The 25,643-nt window shown below is 66.2% G+C and carries 19 protein-coding genes, 1 tRNA gene, 2 pseudogenes and 1 riboswitch; of the genes and pseudogenes, 16 read left to right on the top strand and 6 right to left on the bottom strand.

Going from position 1 to position 25,643, the window contains the following annotated elements; genetic code table 11:
• Positions 1-42: 42 nt before the first annotated feature.
• Positions 43-148, top strand: a riboswitch (TPP riboswitch).
• Positions 149-219: 71 nt separating this feature from the next.
• The 3 genes from thiC (at position 220) to GGQ91_RS07935 (ending at position 3,812) form a co-directional block, all read left to right on the top strand.
• Complete coding sequence (gene thiC / locus GGQ91_RS07925; protein WP_043352437.1) at positions 220-2,106, top strand: phosphomethylpyrimidine synthase ThiC; 1,887 nt, start codon at positions 220-222, stop codon at positions 2,104-2,106.
• 764 nt (positions 2,107-2,870) lie between these two features.
• Positions 2,871-3,209, top strand: coding sequence for a FlaG family protein (locus tag GGQ91_RS07930; RefSeq protein ID WP_043378685.1), 339 nt, complete (start codon positions 2,871-2,873; stop codon positions 3,207-3,209).
• A gap of 528 nt (positions 3,210-3,737) precedes the next feature.
• A tRNA-Gly gene (locus tag GGQ91_RS07935) sits at positions 3,738-3,812 on the top strand.
• An 828-nt stretch (positions 3,813-4,640) separates the two neighbouring features.
• On the opposite strand, the pseudogene GGQ91_RS07940 reads toward GGQ91_RS07935, so the two are convergent.
• Positions 4,641-4,787: pseudogene (locus GGQ91_RS07940) on the bottom strand (IS3 family transposase); the annotation flags it as partial.
• A gap of 93 nt (positions 4,788-4,880) precedes the next feature.
• Positions 4,881-6,320: an aminotransferase-like domain-containing protein gene (locus GGQ91_RS07945; protein ID WP_182591718.1), complete on the bottom strand. Its 1,440-nt coding sequence runs from the start codon at positions 6,318-6,320 to the stop codon at positions 4,881-4,883.
• 356 nt (positions 6,321-6,676) lie between these two features.
• Here GGQ91_RS07945 and GGQ91_RS07950 point away from each other — a divergent pair, with 356 nt between their 5' ends.
• The 9 genes from GGQ91_RS07950 to GGQ91_RS07990 all read left to right on the top strand — a co-directional run bounded on the left by GGQ91_RS07950 (position 6,677) and on the right by GGQ91_RS07990 (position 15,077).
• Positions 6,677-7,159 carry an MSMEG_0572/Sll0783 family nitrogen starvation response protein gene (locus GGQ91_RS07950; RefSeq protein ID WP_012317268.1) on the top strand — a complete coding sequence of 161 codons (483 nt, stop codon included), beginning with the start codon at positions 6,677-6,679 and terminating at the stop codon, positions 7,157-7,159.
• Between the two features lie 82 nt (positions 7,160-7,241).
• Positions 7,242-8,318, top strand: a complete 1,077-nt coding sequence (locus tag GGQ91_RS07955) for a Nit6803 family nitrilase (protein WP_043378877.1) — start codon at positions 7,242-7,244, stop codon at positions 8,316-8,318.
• Positions 8,272-9,375 (top strand): MSMEG_0568 family radical SAM protein, encoded by a 1,104-nt coding sequence (locus GGQ91_RS07960; protein WP_182591719.1) that lies wholly within the window; start codon positions 8,272-8,274, stop codon positions 9,373-9,375. Before GGQ91_RS07955 ends, GGQ91_RS07960 begins: the two co-directional genes overlap by 47 nt.
• Positions 9,372-9,917 (top strand): MSMEG_0567/Sll0786 family nitrogen starvation N-acetyltransferase, encoded by a 546-nt coding sequence (locus tag GGQ91_RS07965; protein WP_043378882.1) that lies wholly within the window; start codon positions 9,372-9,374, stop codon positions 9,915-9,917. The genes GGQ91_RS07960 and GGQ91_RS07965 overlap by 4 nt, the downstream gene beginning before the upstream one ends.
• Entirely contained in the window at positions 9,917-10,912 is a 996-nt protein-coding gene (locus tag GGQ91_RS07970; RefSeq protein ID WP_182591720.1) for a sll0787 family AIR synthase-like protein, read from the top strand. The genes GGQ91_RS07965 and GGQ91_RS07970 overlap by 1 nt, the downstream gene beginning before the upstream one ends.
• Complete coding sequence (locus GGQ91_RS07975; protein ID WP_182591721.1) at positions 10,909-12,084, top strand: MSMEG_0565 family glycosyltransferase; 1,176 nt, start codon at positions 10,909-10,911, stop codon at positions 12,082-12,084. Before GGQ91_RS07970 ends, GGQ91_RS07975 begins: the two co-directional genes overlap by 4 nt.
• Positions 12,077-12,358: an MSMEG_0570 family nitrogen starvation response protein gene (locus tag GGQ91_RS07980; RefSeq protein WP_043378887.1), complete on the top strand. Its 282-nt coding sequence runs from the start codon at positions 12,077-12,079 to the stop codon at positions 12,356-12,358. Before GGQ91_RS07975 ends, GGQ91_RS07980 begins: the two co-directional genes overlap by 8 nt.
• A 37-nt stretch (positions 12,359-12,395) precedes the next feature.
• Positions 12,396-13,664 carry an MSMEG_0569 family flavin-dependent oxidoreductase gene (locus GGQ91_RS07985; protein WP_182591722.1) on the top strand — a complete coding sequence of 423 codons (1,269 nt, stop codon included), beginning with the start codon at positions 12,396-12,398 and terminating at the stop codon, positions 13,662-13,664.
• A gap of 399 nt (positions 13,665-14,063) precedes the next feature.
• Positions 14,064-15,077 carry a SphA family protein gene (locus GGQ91_RS07990; RefSeq protein ID WP_182591823.1) on the top strand — a complete coding sequence of 338 codons (1,014 nt, stop codon included), beginning with the start codon at positions 14,064-14,066 and terminating at the stop codon, positions 15,075-15,077.
• 468 nt (positions 15,078-15,545) lie between these two features.
• On the opposite strand, the gene GGQ91_RS07995 is transcribed toward GGQ91_RS07990, so the two are convergent.
• Together GGQ91_RS07995 and GGQ91_RS08000 are read right to left on the bottom strand one after the other, a co-directional pair.
• Positions 15,546-18,077: an arylsulfatase gene (locus GGQ91_RS07995; protein ID WP_182591723.1), complete on the bottom strand. Its 2,532-nt coding sequence runs from the start codon at positions 18,075-18,077 to the stop codon at positions 15,546-15,548.
• Positions 18,074-19,081: a formylglycine-generating enzyme family protein gene (locus GGQ91_RS08000; protein ID WP_075381955.1), complete on the bottom strand. Its 1,008-nt coding sequence runs from the start codon at positions 19,079-19,081 to the stop codon at positions 18,074-18,076. The genes GGQ91_RS07995 and GGQ91_RS08000 overlap by 4 nt, the downstream gene beginning before the upstream one ends.
• A 456-nt stretch (positions 19,082-19,537) precedes the next feature.
• Here GGQ91_RS08000 and GGQ91_RS08005 point away from each other — a divergent pair, with 456 nt between their 5' ends.
• Together GGQ91_RS08005 and GGQ91_RS08010 are read left to right on the top strand one after the other, a co-directional pair.
• Positions 19,538-20,173 (top strand): DUF938 domain-containing protein, encoded by a 636-nt coding sequence (locus GGQ91_RS08005; RefSeq protein ID WP_182591724.1) that lies wholly within the window; start codon positions 19,538-19,540, stop codon positions 20,171-20,173.
• Positions 20,170-20,898, top strand: a complete 729-nt coding sequence (locus tag GGQ91_RS08010; protein ID WP_182591725.1) for an SDR family NAD(P)-dependent oxidoreductase — start codon at positions 20,170-20,172, stop codon at positions 20,896-20,898. Before GGQ91_RS08005 ends, GGQ91_RS08010 begins: the two co-directional genes overlap by 4 nt.
• 252 nt (positions 20,899-21,150) lie before the next feature.
• Here the strand turns inward: GGQ91_RS08010 and GGQ91_RS08015 are convergent, their stop codons facing one another.
• Together GGQ91_RS08015 and GGQ91_RS08020 are read right to left on the bottom strand one after the other, a co-directional pair.
• The gene (locus GGQ91_RS08015; RefSeq protein ID WP_182591726.1) at positions 21,151-22,581 is read right to left on the bottom strand and encodes an 8'-apo-carotenoid 13,14-cleaving dioxygenase; all 1,431 of its coding nucleotides are present in this window, start codon (positions 22,579-22,581) and stop codon (positions 21,151-21,153) included.
• A gap of 99 nt (positions 22,582-22,680) precedes the next feature.
• Positions 22,681-23,316, bottom strand: a complete 636-nt coding sequence (locus GGQ91_RS08020) for an NAD(P)-dependent oxidoreductase (protein ID WP_182591727.1) — start codon at positions 23,314-23,316, stop codon at positions 22,681-22,683.
• A 189-nt stretch (positions 23,317-23,505) separates the two neighbouring features.
• On the opposite strand from GGQ91_RS08020, the pseudogene GGQ91_RS08025 reads away from it, so the two are divergent.
• Positions 23,506-23,958, top strand: a pseudogene (locus GGQ91_RS08025) (pirin family protein); the annotation flags it as partial.
• Between the two features lie 238 nt (positions 23,959-24,196).
• Positions 24,197-25,498 (top strand): oxalate/formate MFS antiporter, encoded by a 1,302-nt coding sequence (oxlT, locus tag GGQ91_RS08030; protein WP_051044668.1) that lies wholly within the window; start codon positions 24,197-24,199, stop codon positions 25,496-25,498.
• Positions 25,499-25,643: the final 145 nt, after the last annotated feature.

Here is a 25,643-nt window from a genome sequence, read left to right on the forward strand (position 1 = left end):
CCCGGTCAGCATTGACAAAGCCGTCCGCGCGCCTGAGTCTGGAACCGTTCCGAGGGGAGCCCCGCAGGGGGCTGAGATTGGGCACGCTGCCCTGACCCTTGAACCTGATCCGGCTCATACCGGCGGAGGGACGGGAACCTGCGGTCGCATGTCGCGCGGCCCCATCTCATCTCGGCCATCGCGTGGACCGGACTGCTCCAGCACGAGGAGAGGCCCACGATGAACGCACCCGTTCTCCCCAAGGATGTGAAAGGCAGCCCGGAGACCGTGACCACGGGTCCGGTGACCGGATCGCGCAAGGCCTATGCGAGCCCGGCCGGACGGCCGGACATCCGCGTCCCCTACCGCGAGATCGTCCTCTCCGATCCGAAGGAGGAACCGGTTCGGGTCTACGACCCGTCGGGCCCCTACACCGAGACCGACGCGCGGATCGACCTCAATGCCGGCCTCCCCGGCGTGCGCGAGCCCTGGATCGCGGCCCGCGGTTACGCGGCCGTCGCCCCACGGGCGGTGAAGCCCGAGGATAACGGCTTCGCGGGCGACAAGCTCGTGGCCCCCTGCCCCGCCGAGCGGACCATCCGCAAGGCGGCCCCGGGCCAGAGGGTGACCCAGTACGAGTTCGCCCGCGCGGGGATCATCACCGAGGAGATGATCTACGTCGCCCATCGCGAGAACGTCTGCCGCGAGAAGATGCTCGCGGGCGCCGAGGCCGCACTCGCCGACGGCCAGAGCTTCGGGGCCTCGGTCCCGCCCTTCATCACCCCCGAATTCGTGCGCGACGAGATCGCCCGCGGCCGGGCGATCATCCCGGCCAACATCAACCACACCGAGCTGGAGCCGATGGCGATCGGCCGGAACTTCCTGGTCAAGATCAACGCCAATATCGGCAACTCGGCCGTGACCTCCTCGGCCGCCGACGAGGTCGAGAAGCTCGTCTGGTCGATCCGCTGGGGCGCCGACACGGTCATGGACCTGTCCACCGGCCGCAACATCCACAACATCCGCTCGTGGATCATCCGCAACAGCCCGGTCCCGATCGGCACGGTGCCGATCTATCAGGCGCTGGAGAAGGTCGGCGGCGACCCGCTCAAGCTCGACTGGGAGGTCTTCAAGGACACGCTGATCGAGCAGGCCGAGCAGGGCATCGACTACTTCACCATCCATGCCGGCGTGCGGCTGGCCCACGTGCCGCTGACCGCCCGGCGCGTCACCGGCATCGTCTCCCGCGGCGGCTCGATCATGGCGCGCTGGTGCCTGGCCGGGCACCGGGAATCGTTCCTCTACGAGCGGTTCGACGAGATCTGCGACATCATGCGGGCCTACGACGTGTCGTTCTCGCTGGGCGACGGCCTGCGCCCGGGCTCGATCGCCGACGCCAACGACGCCGCCCAGTTCGGCGAGCTGGAGACGCTGGGCGAGCTGACCAAGGTCGCCTGGGACAAGGGCTGCCAGGTGATGATCGAGGGCCCCGGCCACGTGCCGATGCACAAGATCAAGGTCAACATGGAGAAGCAGCTGAAGGAGTGCGGCGAGGCGCCGTTCTACACCCTCGGCCCGCTGACCACCGACATCGCCCCCGGCTACGACCATATCACCTCGGGCATCGGCGCCGCGATGATCGGCTGGTTCGGCACCGCGATGCTCTGCTACGTCACCCCGAAGGAGCATCTCGGCCTGCCCGACCGGGACGACGTGAAGACCGGCGTGATCACCTACAAGATCGCCGCCCACGCCGCCGACCTCGCCAAAGGCCACCCGGCCGCGCAGCTGCGCGACGACGCGCTCAGCCGCGCCCGGTTCGACTTCCGCTGGGAGGACCAGTTCAACCTAGGCCTCGATCCGGATACGGCCCGCCGCTACCACGACGAGACCCTGCCGAAGGACGCCCACAAGGTCGCGCATTTCTGCTCGATGTGCGGGCCGAAATTCTGCTCGATGAAGATCACGCAGGATCTGCGCGCCGAGGTGCTGGCGATGGAGGAAGCCGGCGAAGTCGTGGGCGCGTCGCCCGCGATGTCCAAGGCCGAGGCCGAAGCCGGCATGCGGGCCAAGTCGGAGGAGTTCCTGGCCGAGGGCGGCAAGCTCTACGTCGACGCCGCCGAGTGAGGCCAAGGCACGCCCGGTCCGATCCGGATGCGGGCGTGCCGCCGTTCCGCCCCGGCGTTCCACCGCACGGGGCCTCAATGTCGAGGACCGCTCCGGGTCGGGCGCCATTGGTACCGCGCATCGCCTCACGCATCTGATCCGCGGCGATGCCGACGGCGCGCGGGGTGCCCAGTTCGACGATCGGGGCGCAAATCCTTCTCTGATCCGCCTGGACAGAGCGGAGCGCTTCCAGTCGCAGGCGCTTCCTGTCAGGTGCCCCGTAGCCGCCCGACGCAGCCTTGCTGAGCAAGCGGGTATCCCGAGCCTGAAAATGGGCACCGGATGCAGCACTGCGGCTGCGCATGCGATCACGATGATGCGGGCGCGTCCGACGTCGACCGGTGCGCGCCCGTGGATGGCATGGAGCCGCGCAACGATCTTGCAGCGAGGCTTGCGGACAAACGGGTCACGCTTCCCCGATCGTCTCCGGTCGCCTGCACGGCGAGCACCCGGCTCGCGATGGCGAGCATCGGAAGATACCTGCCTGAACCGCACTCCGGACGACACGGGATGGCCCGCGGTACCGTGGCGACTGAATGGATCAGATGCCCGACGAGCCGCCTCTCGGGGAGAAAGCCGCACGGATTTGTGTCGCAACGCTAACGGGATGTTCATCGCATCTCGGACCGCGAGCCACCATCCGGTGGATCGCCTGCTGCTGTTAACCGCTGGTTAGGCAGCCGCCCGTCTCAATCCTTCGATCACAGGATCGCAGGAGACCGGCCATGGAGATCCGTCCGCTGACACCCCCGACGTCGGGGCCGCAGGGCCTCGACGCCCTAGGCGCGACGGCCGCCGCCGCCGTGACGCAGGAGGCCCCCGTGCCCCAGAGCACATCCGCGCCCCTCGAACCCGCGGTGAAGCTCGACATCGGCGCAAACGGCGGTAAGGCGCGCTACATTCAGGATCCGGACACGAGCACGATCGTCTTCCAGGTGGTTGATCCTGCGTCCGGCAACGTGATCGATCAACTCCCCAGCGAAACCGCTCTGCGCAATCGCGCTTACGATTCCGCCCGCGGCACGCAGGGGGCACAGACAGGCAGCCTCTCCCGCGTCGCCTGAACGCCGTCGGTCAGACGCGTAGCCAGCGGCCCGACGCAGCGGGCGGGGCCCGGGCTGAACCGCGCCAGGGACAGGAGAGCCACCAGAGCAAGCCGCCATGCGATGAGGAGGCTGTTCTCGACAGGCGGCTCTTGGTGCCGGGATTCCGATCGACCGGCTTCGAGACGACGAGCTCACTGCCGTCCAGGGCACACAGAAATCGCGCTGATTCGCGCGCATGGCCATGCAGGGGTCGGATGCCGGGCCGCGAAGTCTGTGATCCGGGTCAGCGCTTCCACCAGATCGCAAGGTGCATCCAAACCCGTCGAGCATTCGCCATGCAGCGCAAGGAAGATCGCCTTCGGAACCGTGATCCTTTCACGTGCCGCGGTCAGGTCGCGTGAGATTTTTCGGGCCTCGGAGCCGCTCTGAGAGGTTCCCATGCGTTTGACGCCATCACCGTCGAACTGCTAGACGGTTGGTGCACATGAAGGCCTGGGACCGGACGGATCGACCGTCGTCAACGCCGGATCCGGACCAGTCATGTGGGCGGGCGTAGTTCAGTGGTAGAACGTCAGCTTCCCAAGCTGAATGTCGTCGGTTCGATCCCGATCGCCCGCTCCAAAGATTTTTTCACTTGTCCAAGGTATAAGGCAGCATCGTCGTTCGCTGCTCATCAGCCGGCGACTGTTCTCGTACAACGATTGGACAATAGACCCAGCCTCTCCAGTGCGGCATTTCGTCTGGGGTAGCTGCTAATGTTCGGCGGCTGCAAAGCACGTCCCGCGAAGGAATAACCATCGTCCGATGGGCCTGAGGGACCACCGGGCTCAAAGGAGCCGCGCGAGGGCCGTGGCTGATCGTCTGACCGGACGCGAGGCTGCAGCAATCCCCTCCCCTCAACTGCGAGCCCGTTCCTTCAAAGCATTCGGTCATCCTGACTTCGTACCTTCGTTCGTTCCGCAGGAAGGCTGGCGCCATTGTTTCGAGCCGGAAGTAGGAAAGCTGGCCCGGAAGGTTCCGCACGCCGGAGAATGGGACGGCAGGCCTTCCTGCCGGAACGAAGGCTTGGTTGAAAGTCGAGACGACCAAGTCAGTTCTTAGATTTTATTCGCGACTCCGATTGTTTATCGATACGAACGAAGTACAGCGACCAGGTTTTCATCGCGCTCGTGGGCCGATGTCGGCAATAGGCGATCTTTTTGGATCACCTGCCGCCTATCCGAAAGATGATGGTCAGTTTCGAACGACCATCAACTCCGTATTTCCTGACCAAGTGCGCTGGACTGTCAGCGTCGGGCGGACCAATCCGGCAAGCCAATCATCGTCCGGGTGATCGCGCCAGCGATGCTTGCGGAGCGCGACGTCGAAGCAAGCCGGATCCCGGAAAGCCGATGGCGCACACCCATCGGCGCTCGACGAGGGCCGCAGCCAGTTTCTTGAGACGTCTCACTCCTTGCGCCAGCAGTTATCACTCTGCGCGGAGATCTCCGCCTCCTCGCACGCCGGCGCCAAGCTCTTGCCTTGGGCTATCCGCACCTCGATCTGGCGCACCTTCAGCACCATCTGTTGCGCGCTCGTCTTCTGGCCTCGCCGCATGTCCGACTCCTCCGGTCCTGGCCGATCCCCTCAACCAGCCCGGCCCAAAGCCGGCCGGTCAGGTCACTTCGACCTGTGCGCGGCTCGGACGGGTCAGATATAGGCGGAGGCCAGGGCCGGCGAGCCTTCGAGCGCGTGGGCGAGCACTTCCAATCCGTGCGTGATCTGCTGCCGGGTCGAGGGGCCGCCGAGACAGAGACGCACCGCCTCCGGCGGCGTCCCCGCGATGCAAAACGGGTCGCTGCCGATGACGCCGAGCCCGGCCGACCGACCTTGGCTGGCGAAGGCCGAGCGCGTCCAGCCCTCCGGCAGCGTGATCCAAACGTGGAAGGCATGCGGGTCGGCAGTATAGGTCCCGGCTGGAAGCATCGCGGCCGCGATGCGCTGGCGCGCGGCCGATTCCTCGCGAACGAACTGGACGATGGCCTCCGCCGTGCCATCCATGATCCAGCGCGTCGCCAAGGCCGTCGCGATCGGCGAGGCCATCACGGTCGCGGCCCGGAGTGCGCCGCCGAGCGGCAGGGCGGAACGGGCGCTCGGGGCGACCAGGAAGGCGAGGCGAAGTCCGGCACCCAGGCACTTGGCGAGACCGGCCACGTAGTAGGTGATCTCCGGAGCAAGCTCCGCAAAACTCGGTGGCGGAGTCGGGCAGATGCGCGCGTAGGCGTCGTCCTCGATGATGGTGACGGCGTATCGCCGCGCAACCGCGATAATGGCCTCGCGCCGCGCCCTGGGCAGGGTCGCGGTGGTGGGGTTCTGCAGCAACGGATTCAGGTAGATGGCCTTCGGTGCGACTTTGGTGCAGGCGGCGGCAAAAGCATCCGGGTCGACCCCGAATCGGTCCATGGGCAGATCGACGAGGCGCAGCCGCAAATGCGCGGCGAGCGCGCGGATGCCTGGATAGGTAATCCGCTCCGCGCAGATCGTATCGCCCGCCTGGGCGACCTGACCCAGTATGCTGAACAGGGCGCTGTGCGCACCGGGGCAGATCAGCAGACGCTCCCGGGGCGGGACGATTCCGCGGCCTTTCAGCCAGCGCAGAGCCGCTTCCTTATCCTCCTCGGTGCCGCCGAAGCCCTGGTAGCGCAGCAGGCTGGTGAGATCGCCGGACAGGTCCACGAACGCGGCTTGCATGCGGGCTTGCAGGGCCGGCGCGTCGGGCTCTGGGGGCAGGTTCATGGTGAAGTCGACCGGCCCGATCCGACGCGCTGCCGCCGCACCGCTCGAACGGGGCGGACGCGCCGGATCGATCACGAAGGTCCCCTGGCCGACGCGCCCCTCGATCAGCCCGCGCTTGTGGGCCTCGACGTAGCCGCGCGAAATCGTCGTGAAGTTCAGGTCGAGCGCCTCGGCGAGTGCGCGCTGGGTCGGGAGGCGCGTCCCCGCCGTCAGACGCCCGGTCCGGATGTCATCGGCCAACGCCTCTGCAATGGCGAGGTAACGAGGCTTACCCCACCGCTTCAGATCCGGCACCCAGAGTCCGACCCCACCCGTCTGCGGGTTGGGTCGTGCGTCTCGCTCCGGCGAAGTCATGCGTGGCGGTCCAGATCATGATGCGATCAATGCGTGATTGTATGGCTAGCAATAGCCATACCGCGGCCATACCTCGAACATTCCCTAGGTGATTTCCATACAATCCATATAATCGAAGATCCGCGAATGCGCACGCGTTGGCGATTTTTTGTCCACGTCACGCCCATCTGGTAGGCGCCGGATACAGATCCGGCGAACCTAATCCGTGATTATTGATCGCATTATTGTATGAATATGACACTCGCGCTTTGTATGGCCCATTGATCGAAGCCCTCTGGCACACCGCTTGCCATGAATGGACTGCGACCGCTCGAAGATCAGTCTGCCGCGGTTCAATCCATCGAGGAGAACGATCAATGCCTGCTGTGAACCGCGAGCCTCACAAGAAGGGCGATGTCCTGGTCGATTACGAGGAGAAGGTCTTCGAGGACGTCAAAGCCGAGCCGGGCCAGAAGGCGCTTGTCACCTTCCACACCGTCGCGTTCGAGGGCTCCATCGGCCTCGTCAACCTGCTTCAGGCGACCCGCCTGCAGCGCAAGGGCTTCGAGACGTCCATCCTTCTCTACGGCCCGGGCATTACGCTGGGCGTCCAGCGCGGCTTCCCGAGGCTCGGCGACGAGGCCTTTCCAGGTCACCTCAACTTCAACAACCAGCTTGAGAAGTTCATGGCCGAGGGCGGCAAGGTCTATGCCTGCCGGTTCTCGACCCAGGCGCTCTACGGACACGGCGAGGCCGCCTTCATCGAAGGCATCCGCATGATCAATCCCCTCGACGTCCTCGACTGCATCCTCCTGCACAAGCGCGACAACGCCGTGATCATCGACACCTGGACCGTCTGACCGGGCCCTCGGCCCCCAATCCGGGACGTCGCATCCGGCGGCCATGCGGGACGTGGCCGCCGTCACAGCCGGAGGTTGAACCATGTCAGAGAACCGGATCGTGCGGGCCGCCGCCGTCCAGATCGCGCCGGATCTCGACCGGCCGGAGGGGACCCTGGAGCGGGTGCTGAACGCCATCGACGAGGCCGCCGCGAAGGGCGCGCGCTTCATGGTCTTCCCCGAGACCTTCGTCCCCTACTACCCCTACTTCTCCTTCGTGCTGCCGCCCGCGCTGCAGGGCGCCGAGCACCTCCGCCTCTACGAGCGCGCGGTGGCCGTGCCGGGACCCGTGACGCAGGCCGTCTCGGCCGCCGCGCGCCGCCACGGCGCCGTGATCGTGCTGGGGGTCAACGAGCGCGACCACGGCTCGCTCTACAATGCGCAGCTGATCTTCGATGCGGACGGCTCCCTGAAGCTCAAGCGCCGCAAGATCACCCCGACCTACCACGAGCGCATGATCTGGGGTCAGGGCGACGGCGCCGGGCTCACCGTGGTCGAGACGGCGGTCGGCCGCGTCGGCGCGCTGGCGTGCTGGGAGCACTACAACCCCCTTGCCCGCTACGCCCTCATGGCGCGCCACGAGGAAATCCACGCGGCGCAGTTCCCGGGCTCGCTCGTGGGCCAGATCTTCGCCGATCAGATGGAGGTGACGATCCGCCACCACGCGCTGGAGGCGGCCTGCTTCGTGGTCAACGCCACCGGATGGCTCACCGACGCGCAGGTGGCACAGGTGTGCCCGGACGAGCGCCTGCGCGGCGCCTGCCGGGGAGGCAATTGCACCGCCATCGTCTCGCCGGAGGGCAAGCACCTCGCGGATCCCCTCGGGCCCGGCGAAGGCATCCTCGTCGCCGACATGGACCTCGCGCTGGTGACCAAGCGCAAGCGGATGATGGACGCGGTCGGCCACTACGCGAGGCCCGAACTGCTCAGCCTCCTCCACGACGACCGTCCGGCCTCGTTCGTGCACCAGCCGATCCATTCCCAGACCGATTTCCGGAGCCTCGACCATGAGCCGTTCTCCGCTTCCGACGAGCCGTCCCGCGTGTCCGCCGGTGGTAGCGGGACTGGTCGGGATGCCGACGGAGCGCCTGATCAACGCGTTGCAGTCCTACGGCGTTAGGCTCGCCGACACCCGCGCCGGGGCGCCGAGCCGTCGGGGCGGGGCCGGACCGTCGGACCACAAGGCCATGACCATCGCGGGCCGCACCGTGATGGTGCCGGTCCACACCGAGGCCGCCTTCGACTCGCCCTTCCTGGTCCGTCACCCGGACGCGAACGGGGTCTCGGCGATCGAGCATGACGGCGTGGTGATCGGGCAGGCGACCTTCCCGGGCAAGCCGCGCTTCTACGCGCTCTCGACCCTCGACGGCGTGCCTTACGCGAAGATCGCCGTTCTGCACGGGCGGGACGTGCTCGCCACCACCGTGCTCCAGACCTGTATCCGCTACGCCAGTCGCACGAAGACCTGCCAGTTCTGCTCCATCGGCCAGTCCCTCGCCGCCGGTCGCACCGTCGCGCACAAGACACCCGAACAGCTCGCCGAGGTCGCCCGCGCGGCCGTGCTCCTCGACGGCGTCAAGCACATGGTCATGACCACAGGCACCCCGAACGCGACCGACCGGGGCGCCGCCGTCCTCTGCGCGAGCGCCTTCGCCGTCAAAGCTGCGGTCGACCTGCCGATCCAGGCGCAATGCGAGCCGCCGGATGACGACCGCTGGTTCGAGCGCATGAAGGCCTCGGGCATCGACGCCCTCGGCATGCACCTGGAGGCGGTCACGCCCGAGGTCCGGGCCCGGATCATGCCCGGCAAGGCGAGCGTGCCACTGGAGCGGTACTATACGGCCTTCGAGGCGGCCGTTCCGGTCTTCGGGCGGGGCCAGGTCTCGACCTACATCCTGGCCGGCCTCGGCGACGCGCCGGAGGCGATCCTGGAGATGGCCGAGCGCCTCATCGGGATGGGCGTCTACCCGTTCGTGGTGCCGTTCGTGCCGATCTCCGGCACGCCGCTGGAGAGCCACCCGGCGCCCGGCCCCGAATTCATGCACGGCATCCTCAAACCCCTCGCGGACATGCTGGTCGGCGCGAATCTCCGCGCAACCGACATCAAGGCCGGCTGCGGTCGCTGCGGCGCCTGCTCGGCGCTTTCCACCTACGAGCGCGCGAGGGCGACCTCATGATCCTCGAACCCGTACCGCCGTACTGGCCAAGCCACTTCCGCATCAAGTTCGCCACGAGTGCGTGGGAGCGGCGCGCCTGCGAGGCGCTGCGCCGCCAGGTCTTCTGCGCGGAGCAGCGCATCTTCACCGAAGACGACCGGGACGCCGTCGACGCGCACGCCATCCCGATCTGTGCCCTCTCGACGCTCGGCGGCGACGCCGATGCCGTCGTCGGCACCGTTCGCATCCACCACGGATCGGAGCGTCCCGGCGAGTGGTGGGGCTCGCGCCTGGCCGTCGCCGGACCGTTCCGCGGCACCGCCGCGCTGGGCGCCGGGCTCATCCAGGTCGCGGTCGCCTCGGCCCATGCGCGGGGCTGCACGCGGTTCCTGGCCCATGTGCAGGACCGGAACGTCCCGTTGTTCCGGGCCCTGAACTGGACGAGCCTCGAGGAAGTCGCCTTGCACGGGCGAGCCCATCACCTGATGCAGGCGGACCTCGCGGCCTACCCGCCGATGCACGATCCGGAGCACGGGCTCGTCACGTTCCGCAAGGCCGCGTGATGACGGCGGGCTTCGACCTCCAGGCCCTGGCCGGCCAGATCCGTGACGCGCGCGGCGTCGCCCATAAGCGCGACATCGATGCCGTGGTCGCGCGGCTCGGCCTGACCAGCCGGCGCGCCGCGGTGCCGGTCGGTGACGATTGTGCCGCCTTACCGGATGGCGACGGCCACCTGCTGTTCGCCATCGAAGGCTTTCTCGACAGCTTCGTCGCGGCCGATCCGTATTTCGCCGGCTATTGCGGGGTCATGGTCAACCTCAGCGACATCGCCGCCATGGGTGGGCGGCCGCTCGCCGTGGTCGACGCGCTGTGGAGCCGGGATGCCGCGGCGGCGGACCCGATCCTGGCAGGCCTGTCCGACGCTGCAACGCTCTACGGGGTCCCGATCGTCGGCGGTCACACCAACACGCGCGCCCAGGCGGGCAACCTGGCGGTCGCCGTGCTCGGCCGGGCCGGGCCGCGCCTGCTCACGAGCTTCGACGCGGCGCCCGGCGACGACCTCGTCGCGGCGATCGACCTGCGCGGACGCTTCCGCGAACCCTACCCGTACTGGGACGCCTCGACCGGCACGGCGGGCGAGCGCCTGCGCGGTGATCTCGCGTTGCTGCCGGGCCTCGCGGAGGACGGGCTCTGCCGGGCGGCCAAGGACATCAGCATGGCGGGCGTCGTCGGCACCGCCCTGATGCTGCTGGAATGCTCGAAGGTCGGCGGTGTCATCGACCTCGACGCGATCCCGCGGCCTGCGGATATACCGCTCGCCCGCTGGCTCAACGCCTTTCCGAGCTTCGGCTACCTCCTGAGCGTTCGCCCTGAGCGCACGGCCGCCGTGCGCGCGCGGTTCGCCGAGCGGGGCATCGCGGTCGCCATGGTCGGTCAGCTCGATGCAAGCCGCGTCGCCCGGGTGCGCGATGCGCCCGGCGAGGAAGCCGTGGTCTGGGACTTCTCGATCGGCCCGCTGATCGGCTGCGGCCAGGACGACAAGGATGCCGTCCGATGACGGCCCTGCGCATCGCCGTCCTGACGCATTCCACCAATCCGCGGGGCGGGGTCGCGCATTGCCTCGCCCTGGCCGAGGCCCTGTGCGCGCTCGGGCATGAGGCCGTGGTCCACGCGCCCGATCCGTCCGGGCGCGGCTTCTTTCGCCCTGCCGCCTGCCCGATGGTCTCAGTGGCCGCAAGGCCGGTCGCCGGCACGACGGTCGACCTCGTCCGGGCTCGGATCGACGATTACCTGCGCCACTTCGCGTCCCCCGCCGCCTGCGACTTCGACGTCTTTCACGCCCATTGCGGCATCGGCGGAAATGCCCTCGCGACGCTCAAGCACCGCCGCTTGATCCCCGGCTTCGTCCGCACGGTCCATCACCTCGACAGCTTCTCCGACCCGGTGCTGGCGGATTGGCAGGATCGCTCGATTCGTGAGGCCACGCGCCTGCTCTGCGTGAGCCGCGCCTGGGCGGACCGGATCGCGGGCGATCTCGGTACGGAGATCCCCGTCGTCGGGAACGGGGTGGACCTGTCGATCTACCGAGCGATGCCGACCGAAGCCGACGCGATCGTGCGGGCGCGCTGGGGCCTCGGTGGCGGGCCGATCGTCCTGAGCGTCGGCGGATTTGAGGAGCGCAAGAACACCGCCGGCATCATCGAGGCCTTCGCGCTCCTGCGCAGTCGCCACCCGCAGGCGCAGCTCGTGGTCGTGGGCGGCGCATCGCTCCTCGATCATGCGTCCTACGGCGCCCGATGCCGCGCCGCGCTCAGCGCCCACGGACTTGTGGTCGGGCGCGGCGAGGCAGTCATCGAGACCGGGCCGGTCTCTCAGGAGGAGATGCCGGCCTTCTATCGGACGGCGGACGTTCTCGCCTTTCCCTCCTGGACGGAGGGCTTCGGCCTCTGCGTGCTGGAGGCGATGGCCTGCGGCCTTCCGGCGATCGTCTCCCGCCGGCCGCCCTTCACCGAGTATCTCCGGAGCGACGACGCCCTCTTCGTCGATCCTGGCGATCCCCGGAACATCGCCGACGCCATGACGGCCGCCCTGGCCCCGATGACCCGCGCCGGCCTGCACGCTGCCGGGTCGGCCCGGGCCGCCACCCACTCCTGGCGCGCCTGCGCCGAGCGACACCTCGCGACCTACGCGGCCTGCGCCCGCGTCGAACGGGAGCCGATCCATGCCTGAGATGCATTTCCACATCCGCTGGCCCGATGGCCGGCGCGAGGCCTGTTACTCACCTTCCCTCGTCGTGAAGGACTTCCTCGCCCCAGGCGAGAGCTACGCCCTCGACGACTTTGTCGAGAAGACCCGCACGGCCCTCAACATCGCGAGCGAGCGGGTGCGCGAGAGGTACGGCTTCGCCTGCTCGTCGGCGATGGCCCAACTCGCCCGGATCGAGGCCGCGGCGAAGCGGCAGGCCCCGGGCGGCCTCGTCACGGTCGAGACCTTCGAGCCCTGAACCAGAGCGTCCTTAGGAACATCCGGGAGTCAGAGCCATGACGTCCACGTCCCGTCACGTCCCTGTCGCCATCGTCGGTGGCGGCCAAGCCGGCCTCTCGGTCAGCTACCACCTGAAGCAGCGCGGCATCGAGCACCTCGTGTTCGAGAAGGAATCCGCGGCGCATACATGGTCCTCGCAGCGCTGGGACACGTTCTGCCTGGTCACGCCGAACTGGCAGTGTGACCTGCCGGGGCACCCCTACGATGGGCCGGATCCTCACGGGTTCATGAAGAAGGACGAGATCGTCGCCTACCTGAAGGGCTTCGTCGCCAAGGTGAACCCGCCGATCCGCGAGGGTGTCGCGGTCACACGGGTCGAACGACGCGAAGATAGTCTTTTCTCGGTCCGGACCTCGGACGGCGACTACACGGCGAGCGAGGTCGTGGTCGCGTCGGGCGGATATCATACGCCGATCATCCCGCGCATGGCCGAGAAGCTGCCGGGTTCGGTCACGCAGATCCACTCGAACCAGTACCGCAACCCGGCGCAACTGCCCGCGGGCGCGGTTCTGGTGGTCGGCTCGGGCCAATCCGGCGCCCAGATCGCCGAAGACCTTCATCTCGCCGGCCGCACGGTCCATCTCGCGGTCGGCGACGCGCCGCGCTGCGCCCGGTTCTACCGGGGCCGCGACGTCGTCACGTGGCTCGCCGACATGGGCTACTACGAGATGACGGTCGACAACCACCCGCTGCGCGACGGCGTCCGCGACAACACCAACCACTACGTGACCGGCCGCGACGGCGGGCGCGACATCGACCTGCGCCGCTTCGCCCGCGAGGGCATGAAGCTCTACGGCGCGTTGGACGACTACCACGACGGTACGCTGCGCTTCCGCGACAACCTCAAGCGCTCACTCGACGGGGCAGACCGGACGTACAACGGCATCAACGCGGCCATCGACAAGTACATCGCCGAGAACGACATCCAAGCTCCGGTTCAGGAGCCCTACACACCCGTTTGGGAGCCGGGCGAGCCCGTGACCAGCCTCACCCTTGCGGGCTCCGGCATCACGTCGATCATCTGGTGCATCGGCTTCACGCCGGATTTCCGGTGGCTCGATGCGTCCGTCTTCAACGGCGCAGGAAGCCCCAAGCACAAGCGCGGGGTGACGAAGGAGGACGGTGTCTACTTCATCGGCCTGCCCTGGTTGCACACCTGGGGCTCGGGCCGCTTCGGCGCGGTCGGCCGCGATGCCGAGTTCGTCGCGCAAGCCATCCAGAAGCGCCTCGGTACCGAGCGGTTCGCTCTGAAATTCGCCGTGTAGCCATCCACCCCATCCACTTTCCGACAGTCGGTGCGATGACGCGCGGACATTGCTGCATCCCGGCTTGTAAGTCTTAGTCGCGCCACTTCCCGAGATTTATCTTGAATTCGCCTGCCGGGTTTCGCGTAGGCGGCTCGAAGGAAAGATGTTTCACGTCGGTCGATGCCTGTGTTCCTGCAAACGAAGCATCCTGGCCCGATCGGCCACCCGGATCCGAATCGCGCACATCGGGCGATCATTTTATATCGACCTGCGGGAAGATAGATTTTGCATCCGTCTCGCCCCAGGAAAATAAATAATGTCGCGACGAGCGGGGCGCCAGCATCCTAGCTTGGCCATTGCCACTGCATTCGATTTGTGAGACGCTTCAGCAACGTCGAATATACCGAGGGCGTTGCGATGCGCAGGGCTTGGCGAATATTTTATTTGGCCATCGCCTGCGCCGCGGGGCTCGTTGCTGCGCCGGATGCACAGGCGGCGGAGTATGCGCAAGGCATCTACGTTCTCGGCAACCGCGGCCCGCTCGCGGGGGTGACACCGCCGCCGGGCTTCTACTTCGAGAGCGAGACTTACTACTATTCCGGCAATTTCGGCGGAAACCGCCTCTTCCAGGGCGGCGGCGTCGTCGCCGCCAACATCAAGAACGACACGAGCGCGAACTTCGTAACGCCGATCTGGGTCACGCCGTTCGAGATCCTGGGCGGCAATCTCGGCTTTTCCATCACTATTCCGTTCGGCACACCCAATGTCAGTGCCGGGGCCGTCCTCGCCTCGCCGCGCATCGACCGTATCATTGCCGGCCGCGAGCGGGACGCCAACTTTACCGTCGGCGACATCTATCTCGCCTCGTTCGTAGGCTGGCATTCCGGCAACTTCCACTGGAGCGGCACGCTCCTCGGCGTCGTCCCGTCCGGCAGTTTCGAGAACGGCCAGCTCTCCAATATCGCGCTCAATCGCCCGGCGATCGATCTGAGCGCCGCGCTCACTTACCTCGATCCGCTTCTCGGCTACGAGCTCTCGGTCGTGCCGGGCATCACATTCAATTGGATCAATCCAGCGACGCAATACCTCACTGGCACGGAGTTCCATCTGGAATGGTCGGCGTCGAAGTACTTGAGCAAGGAACTGTCGGTCGGTCTCGTTGGCTACTATTACAACCAGCTCACCGGCGACAGCGGTTCGGGCGACAGGATCGGCTCGTTCAAAGGTCGAGTCACGGCACTCGGTGCCCAGATTGGCTACACCTTCAAGCTGGGCGAAATCCCGGTTTCGACGAATGTGCGCTTCTTCCGCGAGTTCGATGTCAAGAACCGCTTCGCCGGCACGGCAACGTATCTAACAATCTCTGCGCCACTCTGGGTCGCTCCGGCACAGCAGCCGGCGGACCATAAGCCGCTCGTGACGAAGCTCTGACGTCGGTTACGGATTATCTCTGCCCAAGAACGCGGCCACACGGGCTAGCCTCACATCCGAGGTCGATTTGGCCAAGTGGGGCGGTGAGGGGTCAGACACCGGGCGTCGTCATCGGCCGGTAGTGAGAACCCGGATATGCGATGCAGACAGGCTTGTTCTTCAAGCATGCAGCCTGCTTGGCGCGTTCCCGGACCGCGCCAGAACACGACCGGTGACAAGCCAAAGCTGCGTGGACGCCTGCAGCCTACGGACTTCGAGCGTGGGAGCAGCGTGCATCGCTGGTCACTGCGCTGAAGGACAACGTCCCCGAACGCCGATCTAAGCCAGGCCTCCACCTGCGCCAATCGCGTCCGGGGAGGAATGAGTCATGCCCTGCAAGGCCGCACCACGGGCTTCTTCAAGGGCGGGCAGATTGGGAGAAGTCCTGCAGCGCGTTTGATGCCGCCGCAGGCAGAGCTTGCAGATCGTTCATGCGCGCTTTTGCGCCTGCGATTGAAAATCGCGGAGCGCTTCAGGTGTCACGCTCGACTCCCCGAGGTCCACAATGATCCGATTCAGCTTGCCGGTGAAGTTGAATGGAACCTGATAGTCAGAGTCATCGACAGGGGTACCGGTATCGAGACCGACATCCAGGGTTTCATCCCAGGCAAAGGTGAAGGGCAGCGTACGCGGCAGGGAACGCCGTGCCACTTCCTGGCCGTCGACGGAAAGCGTACCCGATCCGCCTCGCGAGAACGGGGCGCCGTTCGCGTCCATCTGCCAGTCGAAGACAAGAGTGTGCCGACCGGGCGACAGCGCGACCGCGGCTTCCCATTTCGGTCGCTCCATGCCCAGCAGGTTCATTGTAAACACAGGCTTGCCCTCGCGCAGGTACAGGCCCCAGCCGGCAAAGCGGCCGCCTTGGGTAATCAGCATCCCGTTGGCCCCGCCCTGCGGCACCTCGATTTCGGCCGAAATTCGATATGAGCGATTGAGGATATTGGGCGCCGAATTCGCCTGAATGCCGAAGACCGGCGCTGTATAGATGAATTGCTTGCGGCCGGCGGCCGAGCCCGGTCGTGGCGTGATCATACCCGTGATCACCGAATTGTTTACAGGAAGCACTTGATAGCGGGTCGCTTCCACAAGCCAGAGCTCCTGCATGACACGCAGTCGCTCAGGCTCCTGTCTCGCAAGATCGTTCAACTCTGTGGGATCCTGCGCGAGATTGTACAGCTCCCAATTGTAGCCGTTGATCGCATCATCGGGAACCGGGGCGCCCGGATTCCACGGCGTGGCTATGGGTGTCGTGCACGCGACCCATCCGTCGTGGTAGATCGCGCGGTTGCCGAAGATTTCGAAATACTGGGTCTTGCGATGGGACGGCGCATCCGCGTTGGGCTTGTCCCAGGTGTACACAACACTGGTGCCTTCCACCGGCGCTTGTGCAATCCCGTTCACCATGGTGGGAGGTGGAATGCCGATCGCTTCGAGCAGCGTTGGCACGATATCAATCACATGATGGAACTGCATTCGTATTCCGCCCTTATCGGCGATACGCTTTGGCCAGGAGATTGCCATACCATTGCGTGTGCCGCCGAAGTGCGACGCCACCTGTTTGGTCCAGCGATAAGGCGTATTGAATGCGAACGTCCATGGCACGGCCATGTGATTATAGGTGCGGTCGCTGCCCCAGGCTTCGATCAACGGCAACTGCTGCTCGACCGTGAATGACTGAAGATTGAAATAGGCGACCTCATTCGGCGTGCCGTTCATAGAGCCTTCAGCACTGCTGCCATTATCGCCGCTGATGTAGATGATCAGCGTATTGTCGAACTGTCCGAGATCTTCGACCGCCTGGATGACGCGACCGATCTCGTGGTCGGTGTAGGCGAGATAGGCCGCATAGACCTCCACCTGCCGCGTGAAGAGCCTCTTCTCGTCGATCGACAGGCTATCCCACCGCTTCAGAAAATCCGGCCACGGCGGCAATTGCGCGTTCGCCGGAATCACGCCCAGCGTCTTCTGATTGTCGAAGATCTGACGGGCAAGCGTTTCCCAACCGGCGTCGAACTTGCCCTTGAACGTCTCGATCCAGTCTTTCGGCGGCTGGTGCGGCGCGTGCGTGCCGCCTGGCGCGTAGTGGATGAACCAGGGACGGTTGGGCGTGACCGCCGCAAGCGTCCTGATGTGGCTGATGGCATCGTCGGCCATCGCGGTCCCGAGATTCCAATCCTTCCGTCCGACGTAAGGATGGATCGGTGTTGTGTTGCGGAAAAGGTTGCCCGGCTGCCATTGGCTCGTATCGCCGCCGACGAACCCGAAGAAATAGTCGAAGCCCATGCCGACAGGCCAATTGCCGAACGGGCCGACGGGATTGGCTTCCCACGCAGGGATATTGTGATTTTTTCCGAACCAGGCGGTGGAATAACCGTTCAGACGCAACGTCTGCGCCACCGTGGCTTTCTCCGGCGGAATAATCGAGTTGTATCCGGGAAAGCCCGAAGACATTTCCGAGATATTTCCGGTCCCTGCCGAGTGATGGTTGCGGCCGGTGAGCATGGCTGCACGCGTGGGCGAGCAAAGGGCCGTGGTGTGGAAGGCCGTGTATCGAAGACCGGCCGCAGCGATCTTGTCGAGCGCGGGGGTCGGGATGAGGCCGCCGAAGGTCGACGGCGCGCCGAAACCGACGTCGTCGGTCAGGATCAGAAGTACATTGGGCGCGCCCTCCGGGGCAGCAACCGCGGGCGGCCAAGCGGCAACGCTATCCTTTGCCGTCGGCATGATCGTGCCGCTGAATTGCGGCGTTGGCGTCGGCAACACACGGCTGTTCGGGAACTCGACGGCATTCGGCGCGCCCGGGCTTCCGCGGAGCTGCGCGTGCACAGCGGTTCCTGTCACAGCCAGAGCGGCCGTTCCGGAGAGCAGGGCACGGCGGGTTGGACGGAACGTTGCGCCTTCGGGGGGGGTCGGCAAATCAATATTCGGCGCTGTCTCGGAGGGCTCGCTTTTCTTGATCATCGCAGTCCTCCCGCTGAGGCCGATCGCGTTCGATGCCCGGATCTGACGACGCAACGAAAGCCAAGATGGCTCGTCGAAGTGTCGACTGCCTCGGCATGTCGCGCCGCCGGACGGTAGCGTTGGCAGTAGTTCGGCGAGCACAAGTGTGAACCGCCCTTGATCACCTTCCGGGGAATGTTGATCTCCGGCTGACCAGGGTCGTAGCTGCCTTCCACGCATCCGCCGCGCGGATTCATCGGGATACAGCAAGCCTTGGGCGCATCGCCCTCATGCCTTGGCGCGTACCAGTCGGTCGTCCACTCCCAGACATTGCCGATCATGTCGTGCAGGCCGTAGCCGTTGGGCGGGAACGCGGTCACCGGCGAGGTGCGCTCGTAGCCGTCCAGGGCGAGATTCTCGTGCGGGAAGGCGCCTTGCCAGGTATTGGCCATGTGCCGGCCGCCCGGCGTGAGCTTGTCGCCCCAGGCGAATTCGGCCCCGTCGAGACCGCCGCGCGCGGCGTATTCCCATTCAGCCTCGGTCGGAAGGACCTTGCCGGCCCAGGCTGCGTAGGCATCAGCGTCGGCGTAGGCGACGTGCACCACCGGGTGATCGTCAAGGCCGGCGATCGAGGAGCCCGGCCCGTAGGGCCGCCGCCAATGCACGCCGAATCTAAAGCGCCACCACGCGCTCCAATCGTGCAGTTCGACCGCGCCCCTGGGCGGCTTGAACACGAGCGAGCCGGGCTTCAGCATGTGCGGCAACGCGCCGGGGTAGTCCTTCGGGTCGGGCCGGCGCTCGGCCATCGTCACGTAGCCGGTGGCGCGCACGAAGGTCCGGAAATCGGCATTGGTGACCGGCGTGCGGTCGATCCAGAAGCCGTCTATGCAGACTCGATGAACCGGGGCCTCTTCCGGATAGTGCCGGTCCGAACCCATCCGGAACGTCCCTCCAGGCACAAAGACCATGTCCGGCGAGGGATCTGACGACATGGCGAACCGGTGGAGGATGGGAACTCTCGGCATCGCGCGCGCCTCAACGCGGACCAACGAGAATGCCTGCTGAAGGCGTGAAGCAACGTATCAAGTCTGCGCACGGCAGCTTGACCGAATGGGACAGGGGATCGGTTTCGGCTCGGAAGCGCACTGTCCCATCCGGCTAGATCTGATGGAAGTTTCCCTGAGCCTGCGTGCCACGGTCCGCACCCGTAGGCCGAGATACCGGTTCTCCGGATACTCTTCGCTTCAGCCCCGATCGAAAGAGCCCCTTTCGACGGCCCGTTCAGGGGCGGCACAGGCCGATATGGGACGACTGTCTAGCCCGCTGGGGCGCCCAAAAGCCGCCGTTCAGATCTCGGCCCAATCCGGCGGGCTGCCTCGTGTTACGATAGCAGTTTCGGGTGCCGCGCTTGATCGGCGGAGAACGGGCGCGCCGTGCGGGTAAGCCGTGCGGCCCTTACGGAAAGGCGCTAAAGGCGCTCCATGTCAGACGCTCTGTTTTCGCCGGCCGTGGCGCGCAACGCCGGACCCATCGTCGAAGTCCTGAAGCGCGTCATGCCGCCCGACGGCCTCGTTCTCGAGATCGCAAGCGGGTCTGGTGAGCACGCCGTTCACTTCGCCAATGCGATGCCCGCGCTCGATTGGCAGCCCAGCGATCCAGACGAAGCGGCGCGCCGCAGCATCGGCGCCCATGCGCGGGCCTCGGGCCTGTCCAACATTCGTTCGCCGCTCGCGATCGATGCGGCCCGTCCGCCATGGCCGGTGGCGCGGGCCGATGCGCTCGTCGCGATCAACATGATCCATATCGCGCCCTGGGACGCCACCACCGGGTTGATGGCCGGCGCGGGCGCAACGCTTCCGGCGGGGGGCGTTCTCTATCTCTACGGTCCGTTCCGAGAGAATGGTGCCCACACCGCGCCGAGCAACACAGCGTTCGATGACAGCCTGCGAGCGAGGAACGCGTCCTGGGGTGTGCGTGACATCGAGGCCGTCGCGGCTGCCGCCGGGACGCAGGGGCTACACCTTTTCGAGCGCGTCGCGATGCCGGCCAACAATCTGAGCCTGATCTTCCGTAAGACAGGCCAATCCCCTGCGCCTGTCCGGGAGGCATCGCTTTGACCTCATCGACCTCGACCAGCGCGGTCGTGATCGGCGCTTCCGGCGGCATCGGCCAAGCCCTGGTCTCCCGACTCGCCGCAAGTGAGGCCTATGCGCCGATCTTCGCGCTCTCCCGCTCGCAGCCGTCAGTCCCGCGCGGCGTCCGCACCCACCCGATCGACCTGGGCGACGAGGCGTCGATCGCCGCGGCCGCGGCCAAGGTCGGTGAGGCCGGATCAGCCGGTCTGATCATCGTCGCGACCGGCATCCTTCATCAGGAGGGCGTCTTGCCCGAGAAGGCGCTCAAGGCGCTCGATCCCGCCGCCATGGCCACCGTCCTTTCGATCAACACGATCGGCCCTGCGCTCGTCGCCAAGCATTTCGTGCCGTTGCTGGCGCGGGAGGGACGGTGCGTGTTCGCGGCGTTGTCGGCGCGGGTCGGATCCATCGAAGATAATCGGCTCGGTGGCTGGTACGCCTATCGCGCCTCGAAGGCGGCTTTGAACCAGATCCTACGGACCCTCTCGATCGAGGTGGCCCGCAGCCGACCGGACGCAATCGTCGTCGGCCTGCATCCGGGCACAGTCGCCTCCAACCTGTCGCGGCCCTTCCGGCCCGACCCGAGTGCCGAGGGTGTCTTTCAGCCCGATGAGAGTGCGGCTCATCTCCTGCGCGTGCTCGGCGACCTCGAAGTGAAGGATACCGGAGGCGTCTTCGCCTGGGACGGCACGCGTATCCCAGCCTAGGCGCGGCACCCGCTGACGCGCGTCATACGGTTTATGCCGGGGTGATAGCAGACGCCGAAGTCTGGTCTTCGTGTTGCCAGCATATTCGCCTCCAGAATGTGCCCCTTTCGGTTTTGTGACGCGAAGTCCTTCGTACCCTGAAGCGGCCGGGGCCCCTCGGTTGTCGTCGGCACTGTCTCGTCGGGGGACATCGACGCTGGCTCGGGCCGTGGGTCGGACCTGCAAGCCTTGCCTGTGTGCGGCCTGTCCGGCTCAGGGCGTCGGAAACCAGTTTCCGTGGAAACATGGCGGGATCCGATGCCCGAGCCGGACAATCGCCAAGGGGGGCGCCTCGAACGAGCGAGCATCGAGGATCGCAAAGTCCGTCGTTTCATGCGCCGTGTCGATCACGAAGCCCATCAGCCAGCCTTCGTCCTCACCAGCACCTTCGCTTGCAGGCACGAACACGAACTCGCCCGGGACGTGATGCTCGCCGAACGGGTGCACGCGGCGCTCACCCTTCTCAAGATCATGCTTGTAGAGCGTCGTCGCGCCGGCAAGCTGCGGATTGCCGTCCGCGGGTACGGACACCGTGTAGGCGTATCGATATCTCTGCCCGAAGCGGCGCTCGTCGATGCGGGGAAACTCCTGCGCGGCCTGGTCGATCACGCGACGCTCGACGCGTTGCGTCGTGGGGTCCAGGGTCCAGCGCTCAAGCCGACCCAGCGTGTCGAGTTCGCCGCCCTCCGAGGTGAACATCGTCGGATAGGCGATCACGTCGAGGATCACGCGCCCATCCTCACCGTCGAAGGCGTTGACGGCATGGAAGACGAAGCACGGCTCGACGTCGCACCACACGATGTCGGTGGCGCGCCCGTGACGAGGAAGCAGCCCGACCCGGGCGTGGTGAGCGCTGTTCCAGCGAAACGGGAAGCGGTGGCCGGCGAGCACGGCCCGCATCGAGAAGGTGACGGGAAGGTCGAGCACGATCACGAAGCGTGCCGTGATCGCGCAGTCGTGGACGCAGGGACCGTGCTGGACCGCGATCGGTACGTCGCGGACCACCTTGCCGGCCGCCGAGACGACGACGTGGCGGATGGCGTCCCAGACACGCCCGTCATAGGCGATCGCGTGGGTCTCGCCAGTGATCGGATCGCGGTGCGGATGCCCCGTGAAGGATCCGGCGAGCGTGCCCTCGAACGGATTGTAGCGTTGCGTCTCCAGGGTGTCGGAGAGTTCGACAGGGAAGCTGCCTGCTTCGACGACCGCGAAGGCGCGGCCCCCGATATCGACGACGTTGGTGTTTACGGTGTCGTTTGCGCCCCGACGCGGGCCGGGTGCGGCGGGCCGACCGAGGGCGGCGGCGGCCGTGCGCGAGCCGATCCACCGATTGCGGTACCACAAGGCTTTGCCATCCTTGATGGCGAGACCGTGCACCATGCCGTCGCCGAGAAACCAGTTGTGACCGCCCGACGCGGGCCGCACGGGGTTCGCGCCCATCTTGAGGTACCGACCGTCGAGCTGGGTCGGTATCGAGCCGATCACGGCGAGGTCCTGCAGCGTCAGCTCCTCCCGCATCGGCTCGTGGATGCCGATCACGAAGGGGTTCGGGGTCTTTGGCAGCCGCGCCCGGTTGTAGGCAGCCACCAGTTCGACGCCGCCTTCGAGGACAGCGCGGACGGCGGATCGAATGGGATTTGGCATCGGGAGCTATCCCTTGGGTGCGTCATGGGCAGAGATGCCCTCATGTCGAGGGCGACCCGGCTCCGACGATGCGGAGCGGGCAAGTCTGCGACCTCCGGCCTACCGGACCAGGACGACGGCTTTCCGCTCGTGGGACGGATGGTCGATCTGGGCGACGATGTACCCTGCCACGTCGGCTCGAGAGATCAGGCCGTTTCGCCAGGACGCGGGCTCGGTCAGGACCTTGTAGCGGCCTGTCGCGGCGCCGGGCGTCAGGACGCCGGGCCTGACGAGCGTCCAATCGAGGCTGCTCCTGCGGATGCGCATCTCCTGCGCGTCCTTGTCGTCGTAGGCGCGTCCGAACACCAAACGGAATGGCAGTTGCTGGAGAAGTCCGATCGCATCCCGGCTGTCGCCCGCACCGAAACCGGTGACGGCGATCAGCCGTTTCACCCCGGCGGTCTCCATTGCGGGCACGAGAAGGTTGGTCGCTTCCGAGAACAAGCGGACGGGCCTGATGAGATCCCTGGTCGGTACGCCCAGCGCCTGCACGACGACATCCATGCCATCGAGGGCGGCGGCGACATCGGCCGCATTCACCGCGTCGCCCGTAAACCGTTCCAAGCTCGGATCCGACAGACCGATGCCGGCTGCGGACCGCGCGAAGGCGCGCACACGGTGCCCGGCCGCCAGAGCCGCCTTTGTGGTCTCCAACCCGATGCCCTTGCTGGCGCCTATGACGAGAACATGTGCCATGCTTGGTTCCTCACCACCGTGGTGTTCGACAAGACCGCATGGCGGGAAGCCGCGCTATGTGGCCCCTTGACCGGGGCCTGTCGGGTCTGAGTGGCCCGAAGGGGGATCGCGCTTTTTCACAAGCCTTTGGCAACGATCGTGGGCGGCCGAACCAGACCGAGAGTATGACGCCATGAGCGGGATCAAGTTCTGGAGCCGCGTTGCCGCAATGAGGTGGGCGTCGACGCGATCGAGACGCTCATCAGTCTCCGTGCAAGGGATCTCGGCGGCTTCGAAATTCGACGCGCCGTGCCGGCACCGGATCGCCGCACGGTCCCGCCATGCAGGGTCTTCCACCAAGCCGGCCCCGCCGCACGTCTGACGGGCCAGGGTATCGATGTCTGGCCGCATCCGCAGATCGGTCTCGCCACCGTGACCGGCCTCTGCCGCGGCGACGTCCATCGCCGGACCCGCCCCGGGGCCGATCGAGTCATCCGTCCGGGCGCATTGGACTGGATGGTCGCGGGCCGCCGAGTCGCCCATTCGGAGCGCATTACGGCGACGGCGCGCGGCGGGCCGAACAGCCTGTTCCGGATCCAGACTGGGTTCGCTCTGCCGGAGAGCCACGAGGACGCGGCGTCGACCTTCGCGGATCACGGTGACGGGTCGCGATCTCCGATCGGGATGCACGCGCAGAACCGACTTTTCATCCCGCGCTGTCGACAACAAAAAATGAATTATTTCGCTTGCCATATGATCCTGGCACACAGAATAATGCATGCCGCCAAGTCAATCTCGGAACCCGCGAGATGGTTCCGGCACGGGCAAGCAACCCGCCGACGTGCACGCCAATACTACAGCACGTCGCCGAATGTCAGCGCAGGGACGAGGGAGGAAGCTCATGGCCATGCCAGATGCCGTGCCGGGTACGGCAACGCCCAATACCAATCGATGGCTACAAATTGTGCTTGGCGTGATCTGCATGGTTGCAGCGGCCAACATCCAGTATGCCTGGACGCTGTTCGTCCCCGAGATCCAGAAGACCTTCAACTGGGACCGCGCCGCGATCCAGGTCGCCTTCACGATCTTCGTCGTCGTCCAGACCTGGCTGACCCCGATCGAGGGGTACTTCATCGACAAGTACGGTCCCAGCCGCGTCGTCATGTTCGGCGGTCTGATGACGGGCCTGGCCTGGGTCATCAACTCCTACGCCACGAGCTTGAGCGGCTTCTATCTCGGCTCCGTGGCCGGCGGTATCGGCGTCGGCTGCGTCTACGCCACCTGCGTCAACAACGCGCTCAAGTGGTTCCCCGACAAGCGCGGCCTGGCGGTCGGCCTCACGGCGGGCGGCTACGGCGCCGGCTCCGCACTCACCATCCTGCCGATCGCCAAGATGATCGACGGCGGCAATTACGCCCAGGCCTTCTTCATCTTCGGTCTGATCCAGGGCGCGATCATCATGGCCGCCGCCATCGCCATGCGCGCGCCACTCAAGAACCAGGTGCCATTCTCCACTAAGGTCCTTCAGTCGCGGCGCGACTACACGCTGGCCGAGGCGCTGCGCACCCCCGTCTTCTATGTGATGCTGCTGATGTTCACCTGCACGGTGACGGGCGGCCTGATGGCGGTGGCCCAGCTCGGCGTGATCGCGCAGGATCTCGGGGTGAAGAACTTCCAGGTCAACCTGTACTTCTTTGCCATGGCGGCGCTGCCCTTTGCGCTGATGCTCGACCGGATCATGAACGGCATCTCGCGCCCGCTCTTCGGCTTCATCTCGGACCGGATCGGACGGGAGAAGACCATGTTCATCGCGTTCGCGATGGAGGGTATCGGCATCGTGGCACTGGGCTATTTCGGTTCCAATCCGTGGGCCTTCGTCATCCTGTCCGGGGTGGTGTTCCTGGCCTGGGGCGAGGTCTACTCGCTGTTCAGCGCCACCGCTGCCGACACGTTCGGCTCCAAGCACATCGGCAAAATCTACGGCGTGCTCTACTGCGCCAAAGGCTTCGCGGCGCTGTTCGTGCCGGTGGGCAACCTGATCATGCAGGCGACCGGCACCTGGGCCACGGTCCTGTACACGGTGGCGAGCATGGACCTGATCGCCGCCTTGCTGGCGATCGCGGTGCTGCGGCCGATGCTCAAGCAGCACCACAAGGCAAACAACGACGCGGCGGCTCCCAAGCTGGCGCTGGCTCACGCCTGAGCGTCGGGCTCGGCCGCGGCGCGGCCCGGCGAAAGCCTCAAGGCCCCGGCTCCGGAATTCCGGAGCCGGGGTCGTGCTGACCGGCCAAGTTGCGGCACCCGCATGCCTATCGCATCTCCAGGACGCATCCACGTCGCAGACAGCC

The sequence above is a fragment of the Methylobacterium fujisawaense genome (assembly GCF_014138435.1).
GTDB lineage: Bacteria > Pseudomonadota > Alphaproteobacteria > Rhizobiales > Beijerinckiaceae > Methylobacterium > Methylobacterium fujisawaense.